This window comes from Intestinibaculum porci, from assembly GCF_003925875.1.
GTDB lineage: Bacteria > Bacillota_I > Bacilli_A > Erysipelotrichales > Coprobacillaceae > Intestinibaculum > Intestinibaculum porci.
Genome location: NZ_AP019309.1, coordinates 63,885 through 83,996, shown reverse-complemented (window position 1 = coordinate 83,996; position 20,112 = coordinate 63,885). Strand labels below are relative to the sequence as shown.

The window sequence follows — 20,112 nt, the reverse complement described above, 5'->3', positions numbered from 1 at the left end:
CCATTTTTAATCTCGTAATGTTCCATAATGTATGTTATAATGGTTTGGGAGGGGTTACATATGGCTAAACGTTTAAAATCAACCAAATCTAAAAATTCTGAATCATTCTATGTTATCGATGACTTCTATGATCCTAACACTAAAAAGAAATCTACCTTCGTAGCTGAAAAGCTGGGCAATATCAGGACTCTTATGGAAAAGTATCATACCGATTCCCGGGATGAAGTAATGAGGCAGCTTCAGCTCTATGTTGATGGACTAAGACAAAAAGACAGTGAGGACAAGGCAGACGTCAAACTAATCCTCAGTCAGGCTGATTTAATAGAAAAGGACAAGGAAAATCTCTTTAACATCGGATACATGTACATAAGAAACATATTATGCTCATTGGGCATTAAGGATATCTGCAAGGAGATATCAGACCAGTACAATTTTCAATACAATTTAGCGAGCATTATTAACGATCTTGTATCCGCTAGGGTTATTTATCCTTCATCAAAGCTGTCTACGTACAAATCAACTAATAAATTTCTCGACTTGTCCGATTATGAGCTGGCAGATGTTTACCGTTCCCTCAAAGTTCTTTCTGAGCAAAGGTATTTCATTGAAAAAATGCTTTATAAAAACAGCTCACAGCTTTTCAAAAAGAACACAGCGGTTCTCTACTATGACTGCACAAATTTCTATTTTGAGATTGAAGAAGAGGATGACTACAGAAAATACGGAAAAAGCAAGGAAAACAGACCAAATCCTATTGTGCAGTATGGTCTATTTATGGATGCAGATGCTCTCCCTTTAGCTGATTATGTCTTCCAGGGCAATATGAATGAGCAAAAATCCATGAGAGAGTTAGAGGCTATAGTTGAAAGAGACTTTGCAGTTTCAAAGTTTGTTGTCTGTGCTGATGCCGGACTCAACGGCTGGGAAAATAAGGTATATAATGACATGAAGAAAAATGGTGCCTATATTGTCACCCAGCCAATCAAGAAAATGTCAAAAGTAATGAAGGAATGGGCAATATCACCAGAAGGATGGAAGCTTGAGGGATATCCTGGAACTTTTAATCTTAATGATCTGGCTGATAGAGAAACTATAGAAATTGAAGGCGTAAAGAAGAAGATAAAAGATCTTGTTTTCTTCAAAAACAAATGGGAAAAAAGAACCAAAAAATCCGAATCATCAGGCGGTAAATACACTCTTGAAGAAAACTATATAGTTACTTATTCAAGAAAATTTGCCAATTACCAAAAACATATCAGAGATAAGAAACTAGAAAGAGCGAGAAAGCTTCTTGATAACCCAGGAAAACTTACAAAAACCAACCAACGCGACCCACGCTATTATATTTCTAAAACATCTTTCACGAAGAACGGTGAAGTAGCTAGTGATGCAATTTATACAATTGACGAAAATAAAATTGCAGAAGAAGAAAAATACGATGGCTTTTATGCTGTAACTACCGATCTTGAAGACAGTGATCTCTCATTAATTATTAGCGCAAACAAACAGCGCTGGGAGATTGAAGAAAACTTTGAAATAATGAAAAGCGAACTAAAAACAAGACCTATGTATGTATCAAAAGAACATTCAATCAACGGTCACCTGTTAATATGCTTCATTGCCCTGCTGGTTTATCGTTTGCTTGAAAAAAAGTATATGAATGAAAAATATACGTGTGCAGAATTATTTGATACACTTCGCGATCTTAACCTAACCTATATAAATGGAACAAACTATATTCCATCCTTTAAAAGGACAGAAATCGTGGATGACCTAGCTGAAGTTTTTGGATTTCAGCCCTCACGAAAAATAATTACTCAAAAATATTTAAAAAAATTTCAAAGGGTAGTAAATTCTAAAAAAAGTACGAAACTGATTTGAATAAAGAAAAGGCAAAATATATTGATGTATTCAATGTATTTTGCCTTTATTAGCTTATCAGCTGTAAAATATGAGATTATACATATTTTCTATAAAAATGGAACACCGTAACATCTTTTCGTAACATTTTCTCATATTCAACACCTGTATGGCAGGTTATTTTGCATGATTCTTATCTATTGTACCAAACCATTCTTTTTTTCTAACAACATGAAAAAGCAGGTCGCCCTGCTTATTTCTTAAGTGCATCAACAGCTAATGCCAGTGAGCCGCATAAGCCAGCATTATCACCAAGTTTTGGCCAAACAATGTAGTGATCATCATGTAAGACGGCATCATTCTGGATATAACCATTTAAATCTTCACGCATATACTTCAGAATCCGTGGGAATAAATGACTCTGATGCATAACCCCGCCGCCTAAGATAATTTTTTTAGGAGAGAGAGTTAAAACGACGTTGGCCATCGCCTGTCCAATATACCAGGCTTCTAAGTCCCAGGCTGGATGATCTGGTGCTAATTCTTTAGCGGAAATCCCCCATCTTTCTTCAATAGCCGGACCAGAGCATAAGCCTTCAAAACAGGTGCCATGATATGGACACTTGCCTTTATAAGGATCATCATCACGCACCACTAATTTGACATGTCCCATTTCTGGATGCACTAAACCGTGAAGCAGATGCCCTTCGACGTAAGCACCGCCACCGATTCCAGTCCCAATGGTAAAATAAACAGCACTGTCTAAGCCTTTGGCTGCGCCAAAGAAGACTTCACCTAAGCAGGCTCCATTGACATCCGTATCAAATCCAATTGGGGTATCTGGAAAAGCTCTTTTCAAATCTCCAACTACATTATAATGGCCCCATCCTGGTTTAGGGGTCGTCGTTACATACCCATAAGTAGGACTCTTAGGATCAGGATCAATCGGTCCAAAACAGCCAAAGCCAATCGCTTCAACGTCCTTATCTTTAAAATAATCTACACATTTCTGCATCGTTTCTTCTGGTGTGGTTGTGGGAAATGATGCACGATCTAATACCTGACCGTTTTCATCACCAACACCAACGACGAATTTTGTCCCGCCGCCTTCAATGGCTCCTAATTTCATAGTCTATCTATCCTCCTCTTTTCATCTTTTATTGTAATCAAAAATATGATTATGTAAACGCTTATAATACAATTTTCATAAACCTGCAAATAATCTTATTATAAATAAAAATAAGATACACATAAGTGTACCTTAGAATGGATTATAGAAACGACTGCCATTATGGAATGTTATAAATAATGAGACAATCGTAAAAAGCAGTAAAAAGATAAGGACCAGATAGTCATTACGGGTTAATGCACGCGCTGAATACCAGGTGCGTTTCTTCTTTTTTCCAAAGCCGCGTAATTCCATCGCGGTAGAAACCACATCAATGCGATCCATACTCGTAAAGATTAATGGGAAGATGATCGCCGCCATACGTTTTGTTCGTTTGAATAAAGATGCTTTTGAAGACATCTCAATTCCCCTCGCTTCCTGAGCATGTTTAATGGTCGTATAGTCACGCTGAACATCTGGAATGTAACGTAAAGCTAAAGCGACAGCATAATCAACGGTATAGCCAATTTTTAAGCGATTGAGTGATGCCGCAAATTCACTAGGATGCGTGGTTAAGACAAACATCAGTACCGCGGGAGCTACCGTGAAGTATTTTAATACGATATTGAGCTCATAAAACAACTGCTCATAAGTCAGATCATAATGCCCGCCTAGAGGCAGTAAAACCGTTCTTGAATGATAAATCTTACAGCCTTGATCAGGAGAGAAGATATAAATAAACAAAACATTCAAAATCAAAAAGAAGAGAATAAACTTAAAGACTGACATCACCTGATCTTTACGAATCTGCGAAACTTTAAAGATCACTAATGATAAGACAAACATAACCGCTAAAACGCGGGTATCATAAGTAACCATTGAGATAATCGACCAAACCAGAAAGAATGCTAATTTCGTCACCCCAGTTAAGCGATCAATCCAGGTATCTTTATGTTCATAACTTAAGATTTTAGCCATGGTTTCTCGCCTCCTCATCATAAGCAATGAATCTTTCCACAAATGCAGAAGGATCACTCAGATCACATTTTTTCGATAAGTCATAGAGTGATGTTCGCTTTAAATAAGCGGCCTGTGTTAACTGCTTATCAGTCAACACTTTAGCTGGTGAAGCATCCGCTAGTAAATGGCCTTCTGATAAAACCAAGGCTCTATGGGTATACTCCAGCATCAGATGCATATCATGCGTGATCATAATGATCGTGACATGATGTTCCCTATTTAACATTTTCAAGAATTCCATAATCTCTGTATAATGTCTGAAATCCTGTCCCGCTGTTGGTTCATCAAGAATCAGAATCTTCGGATTAAGGACTAAGATCGAAGCGATGGTCATACGTTTCTTCTGGCCAAAACTTAAGGCTGAAATCGGCCAGTTTCTAAACGGATAAAGGCCACAGATCCTGAGGGTTTCATTAACTCTTTCTTCAATTTCCACTTTAGGTACGCCACGTACTTCTAAGCCTAAAGCGACTTCTTCAAAGATCATGCTTTTTGAGATCATATGGTTAGGATTCTGCATTACAAAGCCAATCTTTTCGCCACGTTCACGAATAGATAAAGGACTGATATCCTGACCCTCTAAAAGAATTTGTCCTTCTGTTAAAGGCATAAAGCCGCAAATCAGACTCGATAACGTTGATTTGCCGGCACCATTACGGCCGACGATACTGACCATTTCTCCTTCTTTGATATCAAAACTAACATGCTCTAAAACTTTATTTTGTGCATCATAAGCGAAAGAGACATCTTTTACTGATAAAATCGTTTGATTATTATTGTCTTTCACCTTTACAGGTGTCTTTTCATACCATTTCTGTAATGCCTCTTTGCAGCGCGACACATCAAAACTTTCAATATGGGATGGATGCATATCCTGGGTAATCGTCACGCCAGCATATTTGCAGGCGGTTAAATACAGCGGTTCACGAATCCCCGCTTCTTCTAATAAAGAAGAAGCTAATAAAGCATCACTGCTCATATCCGCGACGATCCGGCCATCATTGATCATAATGATCCGATCTACATCTTTATAAAGAACATCTTCTAAACGATGTTCAATAATGATAATCGTTTTATGGGTTTGTTTATGGATCTCATCAATCAGTTCAATGGTATTCTTTCCTGTGGCCGGATCTAAGTTCGCTAATGGTTCATCGAATAATAAAATATCGACATCATCAACCATCACGCCCGCTAAAGAGACTCTTTGTTTTTGTCCGCCAGAAAGTTCATTAGGACGATGATCTAAAAGCTTTTCAATGGATAATCTATGCGCCACGTCATGCACTCGTTTTTTCATTTCCTCCTGCTTGACGCAGTCATTTTCTAAGGCAAAGGCAATATCTTCAGCAACGGTTAAGCCAATAAACTGTCCATCCGTATCCTGTAAGACAGTACCGACGGTTTCGGACATGCCAAAGATTCCTGCCTTTTTCGGATTCTTTCCGTTCACCGTTAAATGTCCTTTCATCTTCCCGGGATAAGAATGGGGAATCAGACCATTAAGGCACTGAGATAAAGTCGATTTTCCGGAGCCGGAAGGTCCGATAATGAGGACCTTCTCACCTTCGTTAATGGTTAAGTTAATATCGTGCAGCGTATAATCTTTCTGGGCCCGATATTTAAATGAGAAATCTTTAAATTCAATAATGGGTGCCATTAATCATCTTCTCTTTCCAGGCTGGAAGATTTGCCAACCGTCTTTGAATAGCCATAAGCTAATAAAGAGCCTAAAATACCAACAACAATAATATCACCAATACCAGCAAATACGCCCTGGACAAATACTTTATTAGCAGGTTCAGCATAAATCAGGATGTCTAATAAAGGCGCTAACACGCCCCAGGCAACAGCGCTGGCAATGACCTGAACAACATTGAACAAAATGACGTTCTTCTTATGGAAGCCGCCTTCTTTTAACGCAAAACGTTTTGCGAATAAACCAATGACAATGCCAAATAAGGCTTCAGGAAAGACCCAGCTCCACCAGACCGAACCATAAAATAATGCATCTCCTAAGGCATGTCCTAATAAACCAATAATACCGCCAGTAATCGGTCCAAAGGCCGCCGCAAAGAAGGCTAAAACCGCAACACGTGGCTGCAGTGCTGTATTAGGAATAAAACCTAATGGAATCTGGACGGTTGTTAAAACGACAAATAAAGCTGTACCGATCCCCGCTGCCACAACTTCTTTAATACCAAATTTCTTATTCATATTTCTTTTCCCCCTTGAATTTTACTTCGTTTTCTTTAATGTGATCTGCCAGTTCGTACCAGTGCCGATATTATAGGCGCGGGCAAAGCTCCCCTGATTGATGGCTACGGCCATATTGTCTAATGAATTGACATAGACAAGAGCTTCCCCGACGTAGACATCCGCAAAGGATTTGGCATAGATCATCGTGTTTTTAAATAATGTGCGATGGCCATTAGATATCGTCACTTCAACACGGTCGCCAAAATGAATATCTAACTGTTTAAATAAAGCTTTAGGGATATTACTCCACAACGAACCAAAACGGACATCTAAGATATCAATGACACCGGTAACCTGTCCTTCTTCTAAGGAAGGTTCTTTGGTTGGTAATTCAATAATATCTTCGACATTCATTAATGGGCCTACTTCTTCAAAAGTGATCACACCAGCTGCTAAACGGGCGCCGGTATAAGCATAGACATCACGGCCATAGAAGGTATAGGATTCATCAGAGTTCGCTAAGCGGTTAATGGATTCATCAATAATCCGTACTTCTTCAATGCCTAAACGTAATTTTAAATGCGTCAGTGTGCCATTATCCGGTGTGACAATATATTGCCCCGTTTTTGTTTTGGCGACGATGCTTAAGCGATCACTGCCAACGCCGGGATCAACGACGGATACAAAAACTGTTCCAGGATTCCAGTAATTGACACTCTGGACAAGACGATAGCTGGCTTCCCAGATATCGTATGGCGTGATATCATGCGTCAGATCATAAATGGATAAGTCTGGTGAGACGCTGTGAGCGACGCCATACATGGCATTCACGGCGCCATCACCTAAGCCAAAATCTGACTGGAAAATAAGTGCATTCATATGATTCTCTCCTCTCTTTCTTTGATTACTACATACTAATTATATCTTTAAGTATTGTCAATCTATATAGATATATTCATTAGGTATATCAGGCTATAAAAAAACAGAGCTTATACACTCTGTTTTAACAATGTTCTATTGATTTCATCAAGACGTTCTAAGTGACCTTCAATCCAGGCTAATTCTTCCGCAATCGCCATGATATCTTCATGTTCATGGGCCTGCTTTAAAAGATCTTCATCCGCCTTGTAATAGCCATGAACACCTAACATCTTCTTGATTTCCTGTTTACTTTTTTCAATCGATGCCAAATACTGATCCGCTACCTGAAAGAGACCTAAAGCTCCTTCAACCTGATCTTTCGGAATATAGATTTCATGATTGGTATTGAGAATATCTTTGGTTAAACTTTCTAAATCATGATACTCTTTTGTGAAGATAACCGTCTTAATACCTTCACAAAACAGCTCCTTACATAAATGATAACCTAATGTATATTCATAACCAACTACAACAACGGCCTCAGGATAGGTTTCTTCTAAACGGACGACTTCTTTTTTAATGGCATCACTGTTTTTCTTAATATAACGATTCATAATGATCGCCTCATCACATATCCCTAGGATATGATATTTCTTGCCATCTTTCAGACCGACTCTAATAATTTGACTCATAAACAACCTCCGCTTGTCATTATAAAGGAAAAAGCGACAGGTGTACACCTATCGCCTAGAGGACGAGCAACTGATTCCGCAGTTCTTCAATCTTTTTGATCGCGAGTAAGATTTCTCGCTGCGTCTTTTTGATTTGACTCTGCACTAAGAAATCCGCGACGACCCCATCAAAGAAATAATCTGCAAAAGTGAGGAAATCACTGGTATTCAGATCTAGCTGGAAACGAGTGTCCACATCATACAGCTCTTTCTGAAAAACCTGCATGGCCCGTTTCGCTTCAGCAATATCGCTTTCCGCATTATTCATTTTATTTCTCTTTAAGAACGTTGTCAGCATGCCGCCGCCTAATATATCAACAATCCCCCAGTTTTTGGCTCCATTTAATTCATCATGGGCCTTTCTTAAACATTTTATGGCATAGTTGGCCGCATCCACTGCTTCATCAATTTCTCGTCTGTACGCTAATGTATTCATATTAATCACTCCCGGCTAAAAATAACAATCCGACAGGGACAATCAGCACCGCTAAAAAGCCCACCACGGAAAATAATAAGACAAAACCAATGATCCCTAAGATCACGGTTATTAACCCTTTTAAAACAAAGCCGCCTAAGCTAAAGAAGCTGACAAATATCCAGCCCACTACCTTTAATAACAGGAAGAAGACGACCAAACCTAATAATAATGTAAGCATATCACTCACCTACTCTTTCATATAGGAAGCATCGCTGATTCCTTGATCGCGACACCAGTTTTTATCATTATTGACCTTTTCTAATAACAGACATAAGGCTATTCTTTCTTGAATACTCATGTTCATCACCTCTTGATTACACGTTTATTGTACGAGAAAGCTTGTGGTAATGACAGGGTGCAAAATGCGACTTTTGGATGCTTTTCCGCGCTGATACGCGGAAAGCTTGTCAGGTCTTACCGAAACATATTATAATGAAGGCAATTGGAGGAATACCATGGAACAAAACAAGAATATCTATGCCGATGCACGTAAAAAAGCCGGCATGACCCAGGCTAAAGCCAGTGCCCTGATGGATACGATCTCTGAAGATCGTTTAGCCCGGATTGAAAAGGATAAAGTCAATGTCACACCAGAAGATATCTTAGAAATGGCCGCTGCCTATAAACGCCCCGATTTATGTAATTATTACTGTGCCCATGAATGTGCAATTGGCAAGCAGGAAGTTCCGGCATTAAAGATCAGCCAGTTATCTGATATTGTCTTAAATATGTTAGCGAGTCTGAATGCAATGGATGAGAAGAAGAATCGTCTGATTGAAATCACCGCTGATGGAAAGATTACGGATGATGAAATTGAAGATTTTGCGAAGATTCAAAGTCAGTTAGATCGTATTTCTATTTTAGTAGATACCCTCAAGTTATGGGTCAATCAAACCCTCGCTAATGGGGAAATCAATCAGGAGAAGTATAAAGAAATTTTAGCGCAATTAAATAAGTAGCGGGAGATGCTCTCGCTACTTTAAATTTTCAGAAGTCTTCTGCTTTTTTAAACTTACATAACCATTATAGCATACTTTTTTACAGCTCTACTTTAAATTAAGAGAAGACTTCTGCTTATTTTAAATAGAAACACTGCTGGTGATATAATCGTATAAATCTTTTCTAATTGGTTTTTCTAGCTTATAAAACAGTTTGACAACACTCTTTTGCGTTTGCGGCATAATCTCTTCCTGCGGTGTCCCAAAGGCATGCATCCGCCCTAAATAATAGAATTCCTTAGCGGTTTCATCATCCTTATTCTTACGCATGAATAAATGAACCTGGATATGGGAATGGGCTTCATCATACACCTTTCTGACTTCTTCAGAAGCCAGAGAACGACCGCTTTTGGAGTAAGCGACTAAAGTTTCCTGATCAATCAGGTGATCTTCATACTTCGTTGTATCGGAGATATCCTCTTCTTTATCATAGTTGATAAAGACGGGGAAGGTATTGGTGCGCTCATCATACTTATAGCCCCCAATATTCAAAGGAACAACGCTCTGATGCCAGTTTAACAGACGACAGACATCATCATAGGTGTATTTGGCATAGAGACACAAATCACTGTCTTTTTCATGATGCGCATAATTCTGTTTATAGCGATGAATACCAAAGTCTAACAGTTCTAAAACCTGTTTCTTGAACTCCTTATTTTCTAGTTCTTCAAGAAAATGACGAGAGATACGGTAATCCCCCTGATCTTCATCGATGAAGATGCTGGATTTATAAGTATTTGCGCCCGTTCCCGTCGTAAATCTTTGAGTCAGGGTATTAATAATCGTGTCATAACTATAATGTGTCATGGAAATATCATACTGATCTTTAAGCGTTTCTTTGAGTCTTTGCATGACATGATCATGATCTTCAATGGCAATCTTAATCGCTTCTAATTCATGAACCCGTTTCCCCGCTGCTAAGCTGCGGGAAATATAGATAAGATCATTGACCTGATCCTGATCAAAATCAATGGTATAGTCTTTCTCATACTTCTTTAAGAAGACATGATAACAGCCTAAGCTTTTGTTTTGAAAGATCAGTAAAGGATCAATCGATTCATAAGTATCAAAGTCTCTTAATGATGGGATATGCCCTAATTTACTCTTTAACTGCTTATAGGCTTCTTTAATGACTCTTACCACTGAGAAGTTGACCTGATCAATCGCTTTGAAGATTCTTTCTTTGGTGATAGCATCAAAGTGAATGGTGGAACAGCCAGGGACAATCGTTGATCCTTCCATCACAAAGTGACGCAAATCATCTTTATTACCAGAACGAACGCCACTTAAGGCAATAGGAATCAGATAGTTCTTTTCATAGTTGCCGATGAAATCTAATACCACAACGTAATCTTTATGCGGATATTTACGTAAACCTCGTCCAAGCTGCTGGATAAAGATAATCGCGGACTCTGTCGCTCTTAACATCACCACCTGATTCACCGCGGGAATATCAATCCCTTCGTTGAAGATATCCACGGTAAAGATATATTGTAATTGACCTGATTCTAAGTCATCCATTGCCTGCTGGCGTCTTTCCTCGCTGTCTTCCCCCGTTAAAGCGGTGGTCCGATAACCACGCTGATTAAATAGCTCTGATAACGTTCTCGCTTCTTTGGTGCGGCTGCAGAAAATAAGACCTTTCACCTGATCGCCGCAATGACCATACTGCTCGATTTTCTCAATAATATAATCCACGCGGACATCAGCGACTAAATCATTAAACTGCGTATGATCATCGATGATCTGATGATCAATCATCAGATCAGTAATCCCATAATAATGGAAAGGACATAATAAATCATATTCCATCGCCTGCGATAACCGTATTTCATATGCAATGTTGTAATCAAATAACTGATAAATATCAAAGTCATCACTACGCTCTGGGGTGGCCGTCATCCCTAATAAGAATTCTGGTTTAAAGTAAGACATCAGACGCTGGTAAGTTGGTGCCCCGGCCCGATGGACTTCATCGATGACTATATAATCAAAAGTACTTTTACGAAACTGCTCATAGTATTCTGGTTTGGCAATTGTCTGCACAGTGGTAAAAAGATAATCCGCCTGAAGATCTTTCTCATGACCAGTAAACATCCCCATCGTTTTATCTTTGATCACCCGTTTAAAAGTCCGCATGGCCGCTCTCGCGATGTTTTCCCGATGGACGACAAATAACATCCGCTTAGGCTGATACGCCGCCACATCAAAAGCGGATAAGAATGTTTTTCCAGTTCCTGTCGCACTGATTAACAAAGCCTTATCTTTTCCTTTTTCTCGTAATAAACGTAAAGAATCTAAGGCTTCTTTCTGCATCTTATTGGGTGTAATCCCTCTTTGCATTACTTCGTGCACAATGGTCTGAGGAATATAGGTTTCCTTATATTCCGCAATCCATTCCTTCGTTAAAACAATGGCAGACTGCCATTGTTTTTCAAAAGCCTCACGCACTTCATCAACGATTTCTCCATTCTCCGTGGCGGTGAGAAAAAGATTCCATTCTTTATTTGTCTGCAAAGCGCTTTGGGTTAAGTTAGAACTGCCAACAATAACATTGTATAACCCCTGCTCTTTAAATAAATAACCCTTGGGATGAAAGCCGGCATGTTCATCTTCAAATAAGCGCACTTCAAGATTCGAAAACTTTAATAGTTCAGCAAACATCTCTGGACTATTAAATCCTAAATACGTTGAAGTAATCAGTCGGCCTTTGACCCCTTTATTTTCCAAATCAAAGAGCGTCTGTTTTAAAACTGCTAATCCTGATTTCGCAATAAAGGCCACGGAAAAGTCAAAGGTTTCACAGGCATTGAGATGATTCTCTAATTCCTTCAACATCTGCATCCCTAATCGTTCATTATTGACTAATAAACGTGGACGATACTTCATATTCGAAGGAATGGTGCGATCAATCAGACTGGTATGAATCGCTTTCGTTAACTCTTCCATCTTAGAACCCTCGCTCAATCAACGTATTGATCACGAAGGTATCCGCTGGACACCATTTGATGGACGGATCATCGTGATCAATCCATTTCACTTCACTATGCGCATCTAATTTCAGATGGTGATCTTCTAAATGACATAAATAGCAGTCCATGTCCAAATGAAATGTCGGATAGTCATACTGGACATTGGTATAGAAACGTTCCACCGCAATGTCGACATGCATTTCTTCCTGAATTTCTCTAACAATCGCTTCTTCTCCTGTTTCCCCGGGTTCAACTTTTCCTCCCGGAAATTCAAACAATCCATCAAATTCTCCATAATTTCTTTTCGCTATAAGGATCTTATGATCCTCATGAATAATTGCGGCGACAACTTTAATAACCTTCATAGCATTCCTCCTCGTATTTACAGATATATTATAGCTGCAAATAATATAGGTGAACAGAGGCTTTTAGAACAAAGATTCATAGCGTTCCACTTTTTGAAGCAACTCGTCTAAACTAAAATAGCCCGCAGCACGAATAGCTTCCTGACCATCAATGAAGACGATGATCGTCGGTGCTGACAGCACTCCATACTTAGCGGCGACATCCTTTTTCTCATCAATAGAAATAAAGTGAACCAATAGATTTTTGTGATCCTGATGCCATAAAGAAAGACGATGCTTAAGTGCCTGACAAGGCGTACAGCTTTCTGAGCTAAAAAGTGTAAGATCAATCTGATGTGTATTCATGATTGTGATCTCCTTAATAAAACATTCAGCCATCTTTCATCTTCGCGATCATGGCGCACATCACCAGTGATCCACTCTTCAATAACTGTCAATCCCCCCACTTGACTTAGTAACGATGCAAATGAAGCTTGAGTAAAGTTCATGAAATAACGGCCATGTCTTTCTCCTGCAAAATCGCCATATTTAAAAGACGTATAGATGATGCCTGAAGGCTTTAAAGCCTTCTGCATTTTCTTTAAAACCTCAACAAGTGCATCATAAGGCAAATGAAGAATGGATGAACAGGCCCAGATCCCATCATATTTCCTGCTTTCCTCAAGTTCTTCAAAATACATATGTTTCACTTCAATCCCTGTATAACGGCTGGCAATCTTACATAATGCCTCTGATCCATCCATGGCTTCAACGCGATACCCATGATCAAGGAAATACTTCGTATCACGACCTGCTCCGCAGCCAAAATCAAGAATAAGATCTCCTTCTTTAAGATAAGACAGAAATTTCTCCTGCGTCACACTAAAATCAAGTGACTGTGTTTCTTTCGCAAATGCATCCGCATTTTTATTATAGTAATCAATTGTATTAGACATTTTAGGCCCTCCTGTTTTTATCTTAACATAAAAAGACGCCAGGCAATACCTGACGCATTGTTTTTGAGATCATAATGTTTATCTGATAAAATCAGTGTATTTTTCTTTCTTCATTTGTGGTTTTTCCTGATTGTGAAGAGCTTTAATCATAAAGGACATATTCGTCGCTAAATTATGAATCGTCTGCAGCCCTTCTTCATCACGATAAACATCCTCACTGCTGTAGCCATGCACATCATTCCAGTACGAAGATGGCGCAATCGGCATACCAGAAATACCAAAGAACTGATTCAGTGATTCAAATGTGGCTGAGTTGCCGCCTCTGCGACAAGAAACAACACTCGCCCCAACCTTCATATGTAAGTCTGCGGTAGTACTATAAAACAGTCTTTGCATAAATGATAAGAGTGTTCCATTCGGATTACCATAATAGACGGGTGAACCAAGAATAATGCCATCCGCTTCTTCTAGCTTAGCGGCGGTTTCGTTGACTAAATCATTGAAAATGCACTTTCCAGCACTCTTGCAGTGATTGCAGGCAATACATCCTCTAATATCTTTTGGACCGATTATAATTTCTTCTGTCTCAATGCCTTCTTTCGCAAAGATCTGACTCGCTTCTACAAAAGCTGTATGAATACAGCCCTTCACGTCTGGCGATCCATTAATCATTAATACTTTCATTTTTATCACCTCTGATTTTATTATATAGGAAATCAGGCCTATTATGCATGAAAATTCTATCTACATAAGCGACACTTTCACTTACGTAAAAACACCATTCATCTTGCCGGATGAATGGTACTTTTCTTATTATGCACGTTTTAATAATGGTTTTAAAGCAAAGACAACCTGGTATGTCTGGGTTGGGAAGGCAAAGATCATAGATGATAAATCTAATGACGTCATCTTCTTGTTAATCACTAATGTTAAGAAGTCTAAAACCATCGCCACTTCAGCACTGTAAACTGCTGCACCGACCAGGTAACCTTCTTTATCTAAAATAAATGTATAATCAGCTTCTGTTTCACGATTATTAACCCATTCATTACTCTTTCCAAATGGAATACGTGCCACTTTATATAATTCAGGATGCGCTTTGGCTTCATCAACACTAACCCCTACCTGAGCGATACGAGGCAGTGTGAAGACTAAGTTTGGAATGACTGGATAAACAATTGGATTATGATTAAGGCCTAAGATTGAGTAAGCAATATAATCAGATTCAAATTCTGCTGTTGGTGTTAATTAGGAATCTTTTTATCTACCACATCACCACTTGCATAGATAGATGCTCTTTTTGCCATAAGATAAGACGTGTCTTTAAAGCCTGACAAGGATGACAGCTCAGTGAGCCAAAGAGTACAATAACAGCCTGATGCTGCTGAATATATAAATCATAGTTCTCTTCAATCATCGTTTTTCCTCCCATAAAAAATCCCGTTACTGGGATACCCGTATACTTACTAGCAATAGTACATAACTCCTGTGAACCATCGATTGCTTCTACCTGATAACCATGATCTAAAAAATACTTCGTATCGCGGCCGGCCCCACAGCCAAAATCAAGAATCAGAGATCCCTCATTTAAATAGCTTAAAAACTTATTCTGTGTTGCACTAAAATCAAGATTTTGTGTCTCTTTCGCAAAAGACTTTGCATTTTCATTATAGTAATCAATTGTCTTAGACATTCTTTCTCCTCCAATAAGTTTAGTACCGGACTTATTTGCCATTTAGTGGGTCACCCCTATTTGCGAAATGTGGGGACAGATGCAAGATCAAGGCATTCATTTCATGGTTTAGAAAAACATTTCCACAGGAAATCCTTCTAACTCCAATAAATAAGCTTTCGCATGTTTCCCTGCTGCATAGCCGGATAAAGTGCCATTGCTGGCAATGACGCGATGACAAGGAATCATAATTAAGATGGGATTATCATGCAGGGCCTTCGCAACGGCACGATAACCACGCTTATTGCCAACGGCAATGGCTAACTCTTTATAGTTTGTGACTGCGCCATAAGGGACATTTTGAAGTGCCTTCCAGACTTTTTGCTGGAAAGGTGTCCCTTCATAAGCTATGGGGAGATCAAAAGTTTCGCGTTCGCCTGAAAAATATTCTTCTAACTGTTTCTGACAGTTTAAACAAAGCTGATGAGCGTTTTCATCTTTATTGAAATCAGATGACTGTACCAAAGAAATTTGAATGATCGCCTGATCTGAGGCCACAATAGCGAGATCACCAATAGGACTTTCGTATGTAATCTGACAAAGTCGCTTTGCCATAATATCACCTCTCATAATATTAAAGACCGGCATTTCCTGCCGGTCAACAAATATTATGCTCTTTTTAAAATTGGTTTTAAGGCAAAGACAACCTGATAAGTCTGCGTTGGGAAGGCAAAGATCATGGATGATAAATCACGAGCGGTCATCTTCTTGTTAATGACTAAAGTTAAGAAGTCTAAAACCATCGCGGCTTCGGCGCTGTATACAGCAGCCCCGACAAGATAACCTTCCTGGTCTAAAATGAAGGTGTAATCAGCTTCGGTTTCACGGTTATTCACCCATTCATTCACTTTACCAAATGGCACACGGTGAACTTTATATAATTCAGGATGCGCTTTGGCTTCATCAACGGATACCCCCACCTGAGCGATACGTGGCAGCGTGAAGACTAAGTTAGGGATCACTGGATAAACAATAGGATCAGTCGTTAAACCTAAGATTGAATAAGCAATATAATTTGATTCAAATTCTGCCGTTGGCGTTAATTTAGGAATCTTTTTATCTACGACATCCCCGCTAGCAAAGATATTTGGCACAGCTGTCTGCAGATGATCATTAACAACGATGCCTCGTCTTGAAGCTTCAATACCTAAGGCTTCTAAACCTAAGTTTTCCACATTCGCTACGCGGCCTGTGCCTTCGACGATATAATCTGCTTTAAAGGACTGATCCTGCGTATAAGCAACATAACCATCCGCTTCTTTTTCCACCTTAGAGACACTCTGATTGAAGGCAAACGTTGCCCCCATATCTTCCATCTTTTTAACCATCATTGCGACGTAGTCTTCTGGATACTGCGCTAAAGCACGTGGTGCAAAATCAATAACCGTGACCTTCTTTCCTAAGGCTAAAGCCATGGATGCAAATTCCATACTGATAACCCCAGCCCCAACGAATAATAAAGAGTCAGGCATTTCATCAAGATCTAAGAAATCCTTGCTGTGGTGCATATACTCTGCACCAGGAATTGGTAAAGAGGAATCTCTCGCGCCCGTGCCGACGACGATATATTCAGCGCTATAAGTTTTTCCATCAACATCTACGGTATGAGGATCTGTTAACTGTCCATGACCTTTGATCACTTCAATCCCATATTTTTCAAATGTCTGTCCTAATAATGGATCAAAAGCACCAATTAATTTCTTTTTATAAGCCATTAAGTTTTTCCAGTTAATTTCCGGTGTCGGCATTCCTAAATCATGATAACGGGCAAAGCCTTCCTGATATTCAAATGGTCCATCCAATAAGATCTTGGCATCACAGCCATAATTTGTACAAGTTCCGCCATGTTTGTCTTCTTCAATCATGGCAACTTTTTTACCGGCCATCTTTAAGGCAATAGCGCCATGGTTGCAGGCATGTCCGCTCCCAATAAATAATACATCATAATCATAGTTACTCATTTCTAAGTCCTCCATTTGCATTGCTTATAATTAAATTGTGTACAACTAATATTGTAATCTCTTTTCTTAATTTGTCAATAAGTATTGATAAAATCCTGGAGATTTTCTCCAGGATCTCATTTTACTTTTTCTTATGTAATAAGGCAGCTAAAGCTACTAACGAAGCGGCGGTGACACCAGCACCGACTTTCACTGCTTTCGAGTCTTTGACTTCGGCAGCTTTTTCCTGCAGCGTATCTTTAATCTGATCGACATCTACTAATGGTGCAAAGTCAGCTTTCTCAGCTGCGCCTAAGTTGATTAATAACTTCGATAATTCTGTATTCGCGATCAGTTTGAATGCGCCGCTGATGGCTGCTTTTTCTGGGGCAGCTAATGGCCAGTCTTTGATCATCTTGCCATCGTTCATCTTAACGCCAGCTTTAATTAATTCACGAATATCAAAGACAGATCCCCAGACTTCAGGAACACCACGATCGACATCACAAAGTGTATAGACAGCTTCCATAGCTGTACGAATAGAATATTCAGTCGTGAAGACAGTATCTCTTGGAGTCTCTGCATACTGACCTAAGAAAGCTAAATTGACTGATCCTACCGGAACCACTAATGGGCGATCACCATAAGCTCTTGGTTCAAAGAAAGAAGTCACATATGGCATCATACATGGTGTCGTATTACATTCTTTCGCTAAGGCATCAATATGATCAACAGGGATACCAATATGATATAACCATTCTGCACATAATTCTTCACCAGTACACTGGAACATTGGTTTATGGATATAATCACCATCATCATACCAGCAGTTCAAACCATAGACCCAAATCAGGCAGTGATCATCAGGCTGATCTCTAAACTGTCCCTGACGGTTAATCGTCCAGCTTAACAGCCATGCTGAGTCTTTGGCAGTAACGATGCCGCCGGTAACGACTTTACCGCTTAATGGATCACGATGACAGATCTTTTCAATCGCTTCTAAGACTTCTTTATTATTCGTATCAACGGTCCAGGATTCCCAGCTGGTTTCTCTGATATCTTTGAAGAACTTATCAGGATGACCAAAGGCTTCATCCTGAGCGGCTAATTTCTTCCATAATTCAACAGATGGACCTTGGCCATTTTCAATTTCAATAACCGGAGCATGAGTCTGATCACCATAAGCACTGCCATCCCCCTGTGAGCCATTGGTTACAAAAACTAAATCATCATCCGTTAATTCAATACGTTTATCTTCACCATCCTGAGTATATTCAATCAGGCGCGCAGCTTTTTTCTCTGGAGTGATTTCACATTCAATATTCGTTACTTGCGTATTGAAGGCAATTTTCCCGCCAGCATCTTCAATGTATTTGACCATTGGCAGAATCATTGATTCATACTGGTTATAACGAGTAAAACGCAAAGCACTTAAATCAGGTAAACCATCAATATGGTGGATATATCTTTGCATGTACAGTTTCATTTCTAAGGCTGAATGCCATTTTTCAAAGGCAAACATCGTCTGCCAGTAAATCCAGAAATTCGTATTATAAAAGTCATCATCAAAGATATCATCAATCGTTTGATCCGCTAATTCTTCATCCGTTGAGAACATTAATTTTAATAACTGTTTTTCTGCATTTTTATTTAAATTATACTGCCGGTCAGTATGGGCATCCTGACCTTGTTTTTCTGTCACACGGCATAAAGAATAGTTTGGATCCTCTTTATTGAGTTTGTAATATTCTGAGAAAATCGTTTCACCAGGATTATCAATCGATGGAATCGATCTGAATAAATCCCACATACATTCAAAATGGTTATCCATTTCACGACCGCCACGCATAATATAACCTTTATGAGGATCATGATAGCCATCGCAGGATCCCCCTGCTAATGGCAGGGATTCAAATACAGTAATGTTTTCACCAGGCATCTGCGCATCTCTGATTAAGAAGCAAGCCGCTGCTAAACCGCCAAGGCCGCTGCCAACGATATAGGCATGTTTCTTGTCAATGCCTTCCGGCTTTTCTGGTTTCGCAAAGGCTTCATAATTACCACTACTATAGTACATAATATTAACCTCCTATACTATAACTGACCGTTGGTCATTTTCTAATATAAGCATAACGTAAAGGCTTACACTTGTCAATGAAAATAAAAAGACATGATAACACGCCTTACTCTGCTAATGATTTAAGTGTTTCTCCAGCAATACGATATACGGTCCAGTCCTTCATAGGCTTAGCCCCTAATGATAAATAAAAATCAATACTGGGCTGATTCCAGTCTAGACACCACCACTCTAAACGTCCACAGCCACGTTCAACGGCAAGTGAGGCTAGCTTTTTGATCAAAGCTTTCCCATAACCTTTATGGCGATACTCTTCTTTCACATATAAGTCTTCTAAATAAATGCCAGCTCTTCCTAAGAATGTAGAAAAATTGTGGAAGAATAATGCAAAGCCTGCCTCTTGTCCCTCTTCACAAACAAATAAAACTTCTGCTTTCTTTTCATCAAATAGCCAATGTTTAAGTGTTTCTTCATCGGCTACTACTTCATCAAGCATCTTTTCATAATCCGCTAATTCTTTAATAAACTGTAATACTAATGCGGTATCTTCTCTTTTTGCAAATCTAAATTCCATTGTGATCTCCTTTTTTATAAGTATAACAAATAAGAGGGCTATTTTCGTTGGCTTTTTGATATAATAAATGAGTAGTGGAACAATAAAGGAGAACTTCAAATGACGATACCAGATTGTCCAACAAGCAGATACCAAAAATATATAACGGTTAATCAATCTAAGAAAGATTTATGATTATATAAAGATTATCCATAATAATTTACTATAGATTTATAATCTAATGAAATATGAATCTATAGTTTTTTCTTATATTTGGAAAAGA

The 20,112-nt window shown here is 39.0% G+C and carries 21 protein-coding genes; 2 read left to right on the top strand and 19 right to left on the bottom strand.

Translation table 11 applies throughout. The annotated features are described in order from the left end of the window. The first annotated feature begins 60 nt into the window (after nt 1-60). Nucleotides 61-1,881, top strand: a complete 1,821-nt coding sequence (locus tag SG0102_RS00395; protein ID WP_125118114.1) for an IS1634 family transposase — start codon at nt 61-63, stop codon at nt 1,879-1,881. 232 nt (nt 1,882-2,113) lie between these two features. On the opposite strand, the gene SG0102_RS00390 is transcribed toward SG0102_RS00395, so the two are convergent. The 8 genes from SG0102_RS00390 to SG0102_RS00355 all read right to left on the bottom strand — a co-directional run bounded on the left by SG0102_RS00390 (nt 2,114) and on the right by SG0102_RS00355 (nt 8,435). Next, a complete protein-coding gene (locus tag SG0102_RS00390; RefSeq protein WP_125118113.1) occupies nt 2,114-2,989 on the bottom strand; it encodes an ROK family protein in 876 nt (291 codons plus the stop codon). A gap of 132 nt (nt 2,990-3,121) precedes the next feature. Next, nucleotides 3,122-3,946 (bottom strand): energy-coupling factor transporter transmembrane component T family protein, encoded by an 825-nt coding sequence (locus SG0102_RS00385; RefSeq protein WP_125118112.1) that lies wholly within the window; start codon nt 3,944-3,946, stop codon nt 3,122-3,124. Continuing rightward, complete coding sequence (locus SG0102_RS00380) at nt 3,939-5,648, bottom strand: ABC transporter ATP-binding protein (RefSeq protein ID WP_125118111.1); 1,710 nt, start codon at nt 5,646-5,648, stop codon at nt 3,939-3,941. The genes SG0102_RS00385 and SG0102_RS00380 overlap by 8 nt, the downstream gene beginning before the upstream one ends. Beyond that, nucleotides 5,648-6,205, bottom strand: a complete 558-nt coding sequence (locus SG0102_RS00375) for an ECF-type riboflavin transporter substrate-binding protein (protein WP_125118110.1) — start codon at nt 6,203-6,205, stop codon at nt 5,648-5,650. Before SG0102_RS00375 ends, SG0102_RS00380 begins: the two co-directional genes overlap by 1 nt. A gap of 21 nt (nt 6,206-6,226) precedes the next feature. Next, nucleotides 6,227-7,066: an SAM hydrolase/SAM-dependent halogenase family protein gene (locus SG0102_RS00370; RefSeq protein ID WP_125118109.1), complete on the bottom strand. Its 840-nt coding sequence runs from the start codon at nt 7,064-7,066 to the stop codon at nt 6,227-6,229. Nucleotides 7,067-7,176: 110 nt separating this feature from the next. Beyond that, complete coding sequence (locus SG0102_RS00365; RefSeq protein ID WP_125118108.1) at nt 7,177-7,740, bottom strand: hypothetical protein; 564 nt, start codon at nt 7,738-7,740, stop codon at nt 7,177-7,179. 55 nt (nt 7,741-7,795) lie between these two features. Continuing rightward, nucleotides 7,796-8,215, bottom strand: coding sequence for a hypothetical protein (locus SG0102_RS00360; protein ID WP_125118107.1), 420 nt, complete (start codon nt 8,213-8,215; stop codon nt 7,796-7,798). 1 nt (nt 8,216) lies between these two features. Then, nucleotides 8,217-8,435, bottom strand: a complete 219-nt coding sequence (locus SG0102_RS00355; RefSeq protein WP_125118106.1) for a hypothetical protein — start codon at nt 8,433-8,435, stop codon at nt 8,217-8,219. A 277-nt stretch (nt 8,436-8,712) separates the two neighbouring features. On the opposite strand from SG0102_RS00355, the gene SG0102_RS00350 reads away from it, so the two are divergent. Further along, complete coding sequence (locus SG0102_RS00350) at nt 8,713-9,216, top strand: helix-turn-helix domain-containing protein (RefSeq protein WP_125118105.1); 504 nt, start codon at nt 8,713-8,715, stop codon at nt 9,214-9,216. Nucleotides 9,217-9,336: 120 nt separating this feature from the next. On the opposite strand, the gene SG0102_RS00345 is transcribed toward SG0102_RS00350, so the two are convergent. The 11 genes from SG0102_RS00345 to SG0102_RS00295 all read right to left on the bottom strand — a co-directional run bounded on the left by SG0102_RS00345 (nt 9,337) and on the right by SG0102_RS00295 (nt 19,850). Next, on the bottom strand, nt 9,337-12,204 hold the full coding sequence (locus SG0102_RS00345) for a DUF3427 domain-containing protein (RefSeq protein ID WP_179951178.1): 2,868 nt from the start codon (nt 12,202-12,204) through the stop codon (nt 9,337-9,339). Between the two features lies 1 nt (nt 12,205). Further along, nucleotides 12,206-12,592 carry a (deoxy)nucleoside triphosphate pyrophosphohydrolase gene (locus tag SG0102_RS00340; RefSeq protein ID WP_125118104.1) on the bottom strand — a complete coding sequence of 129 codons (387 nt, stop codon included), beginning with the start codon at nt 12,590-12,592 and terminating at the stop codon, nt 12,206-12,208. Nucleotides 12,593-12,655: 63 nt separating this feature from the next. Further along, nucleotides 12,656-12,937, bottom strand: a complete 282-nt coding sequence (locus tag SG0102_RS00335; protein WP_157982934.1) for a thioredoxin family protein — start codon at nt 12,935-12,937, stop codon at nt 12,656-12,658. After that, nucleotides 12,934-13,527: a class I SAM-dependent methyltransferase gene (locus SG0102_RS00330; RefSeq protein ID WP_125118102.1), complete on the bottom strand. Its 594-nt coding sequence runs from the start codon at nt 13,525-13,527 to the stop codon at nt 12,934-12,936. The genes SG0102_RS00335 and SG0102_RS00330 overlap by 4 nt, the downstream gene beginning before the upstream one ends. Before the next feature lie 78 nt (nt 13,528-13,605). After that, entirely contained in the window at nt 13,606-14,211 is a 606-nt protein-coding gene (locus tag SG0102_RS00325) for a flavodoxin family protein (protein ID WP_125118101.1), read from the bottom strand. Nucleotides 14,212-14,340: 129 nt separating this feature from the next. Next, on the bottom strand, nt 14,341-14,691 hold the full coding sequence (locus SG0102_RS00320; RefSeq protein WP_269461206.1) for a hypothetical protein: 351 nt from the start codon (nt 14,689-14,691) through the stop codon (nt 14,341-14,343). Nucleotides 14,692-14,791: 100 nt separating this feature from the next. Then, nucleotides 14,792-15,220: a class I SAM-dependent methyltransferase gene (locus SG0102_RS00315; RefSeq protein ID WP_125118100.1), complete on the bottom strand. Its 429-nt coding sequence runs from the start codon at nt 15,218-15,220 to the stop codon at nt 14,792-14,794. A gap of 108 nt (nt 15,221-15,328) precedes the next feature. Next, a complete protein-coding gene (locus tag SG0102_RS00310) occupies nt 15,329-15,814 on the bottom strand; it encodes a methylated-DNA--[protein]-cysteine S-methyltransferase (RefSeq protein ID WP_197715056.1) in 486 nt (161 codons plus the stop codon). A gap of 53 nt (nt 15,815-15,867) precedes the next feature. Further along, the gene (locus tag SG0102_RS00305; protein WP_125118098.1) at nt 15,868-17,220 is read right to left on the bottom strand and encodes a dihydrolipoyl dehydrogenase family protein; all 1,353 of its coding nucleotides are present in this window, start codon (nt 17,218-17,220) and stop codon (nt 15,868-15,870) included. A 121-nt stretch (nt 17,221-17,341) separates the two neighbouring features. Further along, a complete protein-coding gene (locus SG0102_RS00300) occupies nt 17,342-19,276 on the bottom strand; it encodes an oleate hydratase (protein ID WP_125118097.1) in 1,935 nt (644 codons plus the stop codon). A 106-nt stretch (nt 19,277-19,382) separates the two neighbouring features. Then, nucleotides 19,383-19,850, bottom strand: a complete 468-nt coding sequence (locus SG0102_RS00295) for a GNAT family N-acetyltransferase (protein WP_125118096.1) — start codon at nt 19,848-19,850, stop codon at nt 19,383-19,385. Nucleotides 19,851-20,112: the final 262 nt, after the last annotated feature.